General features: G+C 69.9%; 5 protein-coding genes. 1 reads left to right on the top strand and 4 read right to left on the bottom strand.

Annotated elements, in window-relative coordinates; translation table 11 throughout:
* Positions 1-152: 152 nt before the first annotated feature.
* From CGZ93_RS12615 to mobC, 4 genes are read right to left on the bottom strand one after another with little or no spacing between them, the layout of a single operon-like run.
* Complete coding sequence (locus tag CGZ93_RS12615; RefSeq protein WP_176451756.1) at positions 153-689, bottom strand: DUF4913 domain-containing protein; 537 nt, start codon at positions 687-689, stop codon at positions 153-155.
* Entirely contained in the window at positions 689-1846 is a 1158-nt protein-coding gene (locus CGZ93_RS18985; protein ID WP_176451755.1) for a hypothetical protein, read from the bottom strand. The genes CGZ93_RS12615 and CGZ93_RS18985 overlap by 1 nt, the downstream gene beginning before the upstream one ends.
* The gene (locus CGZ93_RS12605) at positions 1836-3413 is read right to left on the bottom strand and encodes a relaxase/mobilization nuclease domain-containing protein (protein WP_094364521.1); all 1578 of its coding nucleotides are present in this window, start codon (positions 3411-3413) and stop codon (positions 1836-1838) included. The genes CGZ93_RS18985 and CGZ93_RS12605 overlap by 11 nt, the downstream gene beginning before the upstream one ends.
* Positions 3410-3802 carry a plasmid mobilization relaxosome protein MobC gene (gene mobC, locus CGZ93_RS12600; RefSeq protein WP_094364520.1) on the bottom strand — a complete coding sequence of 131 codons (393 nt, stop codon included), beginning with the start codon at positions 3800-3802 and terminating at the stop codon, positions 3410-3412. The genes CGZ93_RS12605 and mobC overlap by 4 nt, the downstream gene beginning before the upstream one ends.
* Before the next feature lie 325 nt (positions 3803-4127).
* Between mobC and CGZ93_RS12595 the strand changes: the two genes are divergently transcribed.
* Entirely contained in the window at positions 4128-4424 is a 297-nt protein-coding gene (locus tag CGZ93_RS12595; protein ID WP_094364519.1) for a hypothetical protein, read from the top strand.
* Positions 4425-5138: the final 714 nt, after the last annotated feature.

Below are 5138 nucleotides of genomic sequence, written 5' to 3'. Positions count from 1 at the left end.
AGCCTCCGCGCCTGACCAACCCACGTCGGCGACCCCGGTGTCGAAACCAATCGACATGCCATCTCATCGATTGCTCGTGGTGTCAGAGCTGACCGACAAGTGGTGTCGGATCTGACCGACAGAGCCAGGTGTGACGCGGCCGCAGTTTCAGGCTACGTCTCCTCGGGCTCGGATTCTGGGGTTTCGACGTCGGCGAGGTGTACCCCGGCCGGGATGGCCCGCAGGATCGGTAGCGGCCGGTGTACCTCGGCGGTGCAGTACATCAACGGGCCGGGATTGCCGACGATCCGTGGCCAGTGGTGGTCGAACTGATCGCGCAGCCACAGCGCCATTCCCCGGTAGGCGTCGGGCTGGGCGTCTTCCCAGGTACGCCACAGCGCCTCGATGCGCACCACTGCCTCCGGATGGAGCCACCAGCGCGGGCACCAGTGCCACATCGGGGGGGCCTTGGAGGTGTGCTGGTCGGTCGCACCGGGCGGGTTGGGTGGCTGCCACACGTTCAGCAGCCAGCCGCGCAGCCATGCATCGGCGTTCGGGAACTTCGGCCCCGCCGGCGCGGGTTCCTCCGCCTGCGCCTCGGAGTCGCTGTCGAACGGGTCGGCATCATCGACGTGCTCGGTGTCCGAGTCGTCATGATCGACGTCGTCGGTCTCGAGGTCGACTTCGAGGTCGTGGTCAGCCTCAGCCATCACATCCCCTTGCCCTTGTTGCGCTTCTGGTCCCGGGCCTGCTGCGGGGCGCGTGAGCGGGGCTTGGACGAGCGGGCCCGCGTGCTGTCCTTGGTCGTCGGGTCCATGCGGGCGAACCCGGGCCCGGCCGTGTGCACGATGTGAGTCGCCTCGCTCCGTTCGGTGCCGGTGGTGCCAGCATTGAGGGTGGTCGCCTGGGTCGGATCCCGATACACGCTCAACTCGCTCGAGGCGGCCTGCGCGGCCTGGGTATCGGCGTCCTTGGCCCATCCTCGGGCGGTATCGGCCTGTCCGAGCGCCTGATGGCCGGCGCGTTGCTCATCGAGCCGCTTCGCGTCGTGGCTGGGGCCCCGCTGCCCGGGCTGCGCGCCGCGATCGAGGTTCTCCTGGACCCGGTCCCAGGTCCAGCGGAACTGCTGCCCTCCTTCGGGGAACCGCTCCGGATGGAGGGCGGCGTAACGATCCTCCATCCCGCGTGCTGCCATCGCGGCCAGGGAATCGACGTCCTCCATCTCCCGGGCGGTGGCGTAGGCCTCGACGAACTGCTCGGGGGTGGCGTTGTCGACCCAGTCACCGAAGGTGCCGACGTAGTACGGACGGTACCGGCGGGCGAACTCCTCCTCGGTCAGCACGCGCCCATCCGGCATCTCCGGGCCGGTGTCGCGGGGCTGCTGGTCGGCCTCGGCGAAGTGCTGCTGAGCGTTCTGCTCCTGCACCCCTGCGTACTCCCGGGCCGCCTCGCCGACCGCCTCGGCGTCGTGATGCAACCGGCCGTACTCACGCGCCAGGTCGACCCCGAACCGACGCTGGACCTCTCCCCGGATCATGTCGGTGGCTTGGGCGGCGTTGGCATCCAACCCCTGGTCACGGGCGGTGCGTGCTGCTGTGTACGCGCCGGCCCACTCGCCCAAGGTGGCGTTCTCCTGCCAATCGCCCCAGCTCGCCTGTTCCCAGATGCGGCGCTGCTCGTCCCTCCACTGTTGCTGCCGCGCCCGGCCCTCGCGTTCTGCAGCCGCGGTCTCGGCCTGGACGCGTTCCATCTGGGCGCGCACACGGCGCTCGCGGTTGCGGGCGAGCATCTCGGCGAACTGCCCGCCGCTGGTCATCATGATCCGCAGCAGCTGCTGCAGCTCGCGTTCAATCTCGTCATCGCTCATGACCTCGTCCTCTCGTGTGATCCCTGGGTTGAGCGGTACCTCGGCCGGCCCCCGGCCGAGGGGTCTGAGTGGGCGATTCCGTGATCGCCGGGAAGGCCGCATCGACTGCGGCACTGGCGGCGCGCTGCGGCGCCTGCTGGGCGGTGAGCGCGTCCTGGTGGGCCACATCGTCCACCGCCGCCCAGATGTCGCGGGTCGCACTGAGCACTCGCTGGGCGGCCAGCAGTTCGCCGCGGGCCAGGTGGGCATCGGCGATCGCCTGGCTGGCGCGGCCCAGCGCTTCGATGACCGCCATCCAGCCCATCAGGTCGTGACCCGACTGCGCCATCATCAGCTGGCGGATCATCCGCGACACCCCGACCGGGCGAGGTGGCGGGCTCCCGCCACCGGGGCGTTGGGCGGAGCGTGCCAGGGTCCGGGCGGCGGTGAGCAGGCGCGGGTCCTGCAGGTGCTGACCCAAGGCACTGCTCCACGCGGCCGTGTCGCCGGCTGCGGCCGCCCAGGCACGCTCGTTGCGGGCATCCTCGCGCGCCATCGCCTGCAGCAACCGGGTCGCCTCCCGCGCGACTTGCACCGGTTCATCACCCAGCGCCCGACCCGGGTACTCCGCCCCCTCCGCCTGGGGCGCGCTCCGGTCGAGCCGTCGCCACGCGGCGACCACGTCCTCGGCCGAGCGGGGCTCCCAGCGGGCGCGCAGCTTCGGCAAGGTGAGGTCGCGCGCCAACCGGCCCCCGGAGAACCACACCGGCGCTTCCCCGGTGCTGCTGCCCATGGTCACCGAGTACCCGACCACCGACTCGCGGCCACCGCTGCCGTATCGCGGTCGTACCCGCACTCCTGCCGCACGCAGGCCGGCCAGGAACTCGATCTCATCGCGAGCACCGGTGGCGGCGACGCGGACCTGCTGCTCCAGGATGTAGCGCTCCCCCGGCCCGCCCTCGGCCTGGGCCCTGCGCCGCTCACCTTGGCTGTAGCCGGGCATCCCCCGCGAGTCGCCGTGATCGTGCAGACGGTGCAGGCCGTGGCGTTCCTCCAGCGCCCGTGCGGCCTCGGTGGACCGCTTCCAGTCGTGGTAGACCGAAGCCCACGACCCATCCGGGCGGACCCGGTTGATGACCAGGTGCACGTGGTCGTGGCCCTCGCTGGAGGGCCCGTGGTGGACCGCAACCCATTCACAGCCGTGCCACTGCATCGCCTCGATGTAGTCGGCGGCGATCGCGCACCACTTCTCCTCGGCCAGCTCGCCGTCGTCCTCGGCCTTGACCGACAAGATCGCGTGCACCACATGCGGCGCCCCGCCCTCTCGATCCGCACCGCGCACCGGCACCGACCCGGCGTGCTGCACCGCGCGCTGCAGCAGCCAGTGCTCATCGATCTTGTCGGCCAGCAATCGCTGTTCGACGTTGCTCAACCGCTCCCCTCCGGGGATGAGTTGACCGAACACCAGCTGCAGATCGTTCGACCCAGCAACGACTCGCTGGTTCACGTGCTCATTCGCCCGCCCGGGCCCGAACAGGTAGTGCAACAACCCCGGGGTGTCCTTGGCCTTGAGCACCTTGGCGATCATGCGATGCCCTCCTCCAGCACCTGGTGCAACCGGGTGATCAACTCCCGCACCTGACCCAGCACCTGCCGCAGCTCGGCCCGCTCGACCTCCCCGTCGATGTTCGCGGCGTGCGCGAGCTGGTTGAGGTTGTTCGCCACCCCCGCCAGCACCCGCACCGCGACCTGGGCATCAACCCGCCGAGCCCGGCTCTGGGCGACCGCCACCCGGTCGAACACCTGCCCACCGGACTCGACCGCTGAGGTGTAGACCCGCGGCCGGGTCACCCCCATCGCCTCGGCCAGTGCGGTCAGCTCGACGTACTCCTGGTCGTTGAGCCAGATCGTCACCTTGTGCGTACGCGGGCCCGCGGGATCGTTCGGGCGTCGCCCCGGGCGGTTCTTCTGCACCACTGCCCCACCCCTCCCGCTCTCGTGTCCTCAGACCCACCACCGTGGGCCTCCGGCCGGCTGACCGGCCTGTCCTGGGCGCTTCCACGAAAGCGCCTCTCCGGCCCAGCGCAGCGACCCCGTACGGGGACCATCATTGCCCCCGGCAGGGGCAGGCGCAAGCAATCAGGGCGACTTACGCCCTGTAACTATTAACTTGCTCCTGCACTGAGAGTTTGGACCCGCTGTGGCGGGAGACTGGATGCCGCTCTACAGTGGAGGCATGACCGCGAGTCGTTGATGGGTCAGCGACACCCCCGCGCGGCACAACGATGAAGGGATCAAGGACATGGACATGTCGCAGGCCGAGAGGTTGCTTCGAGCCGAGGTGGATGCGCGCCTGGCGGCGCTGCAGCAGTATCAGAGTGCGGGCGCCGAGCGGCAGCGAGCGGAGGCGGCTCTCACTGCCGCGACTGCCGCTGAGGCATCGGCCTGGGCCGCGCTCGAGTCCGCTGGGTGGACGAGCACCCAGTTGCGGCAGCTGGACGTCACCAGGCCGGGCGGCAAGCCTCGGACTCGGCGCAAGCCGAAGTCGGCGAAGCCGGCGCAGGCGAGTCCTGAAGATCGCGCAGCGAACGAGTCCTGACCCATGAAGGCGAGGCGACGGCTGGCGCCGGTGACGAGCGTGGAGGGCGGTGACCTGCCTAGCACCCGCCCCCTCCACACGGCCCTGAGGACGGGGGTCTCATCGGCGGTCTCGGCGCGGCCCCTGGCGGATCGTGGTGGCGAACTCGAAACGGTGACGAGGCGGATGCTGTCCAGCGTGGATCGCCGCGAGGCGGCCGCTTATTTCCTCGATCCGGCGATGAGAGTCCCCGTCCTCCGAGACGGGCCGTGCGGAGCCTCTGGCGGGCGCTGGTCGGCAGATAAGCGGCAAGCCCCGAGGGGCTGCCGCTGGCGGATCGGTCACCGCAACACGACCGACCGACGGCATCCGCACAAGTGCGAATGGGTGCGAGGGGGTTGGCTGGGTACCAGCCCTCTCGCACTCCGCGCACGAGCCCAGTGCGACATCTCAGACCGACCCCGAGGAGGTGTGAGATGAGGTGCCAGTACCGCCAGCCCGACGACGCTGGACACTCGCAGGGAGAACGCCGATGCCACCTCGTAAGCGCCCGACCCCGAATCCGATGCAGCCCACCCTGGAAGACTTCTGGGGTGGCTCCGATCCCAGGTCAAGTCCCGCCAAGTGGTGTAACTGTTGGTGATCCTTCGGGGCGGGGTTAGCTGGCGAGTGCGGGCGTGGTCTCCTGTTCGGGCTGGTTGGTGATGAGGTTGAGCCGGCTCTTGGCGAGGATTT

The sequence above is a fragment of the Enemella dayhoffiae genome, from assembly GCF_002250625.1.
Taxonomy (GTDB): domain Bacteria; phylum Actinomycetota; class Actinomycetes; order Propionibacteriales; family Propionibacteriaceae; genus Enemella; species Enemella dayhoffiae.
Note: the sequence above shows the minus strand (reverse complement) of the source record. Positions and strands in the feature narration are given on the sequence as shown.

What these genes read in the sequence shown, in the direction of transcription:
- CGZ93_RS18985 (WP_176451755.1), bottom strand. Translation starts at nt 1,846, where the DNA reads ATGAGCGATGACGAGATTGAACGCGAGCTGCAGCAGCTGCTGCGGATC.
- CGZ93_RS12605 (WP_094364521.1), bottom strand. Translation starts at nt 3,413, where the DNA reads ATGATCGCCAAGGTGCTCAAGGCCAAGGACACCCCGGGGTTGTTGCAC.
- CGZ93_RS12595 (WP_094364519.1), top strand. Translation starts at nt 4,128, where the DNA reads ATGGACATGTCGCAGGCCGAGAGGTTGCTTCGAGCCGAGGTGGATGCG.
- CGZ93_RS12615 (WP_176451756.1), bottom strand. Translation starts at nt 689, where the DNA reads ATGGCTGAGGCTGACCACGACCTCGAAGTCGACCTCGAGACCGACGAC.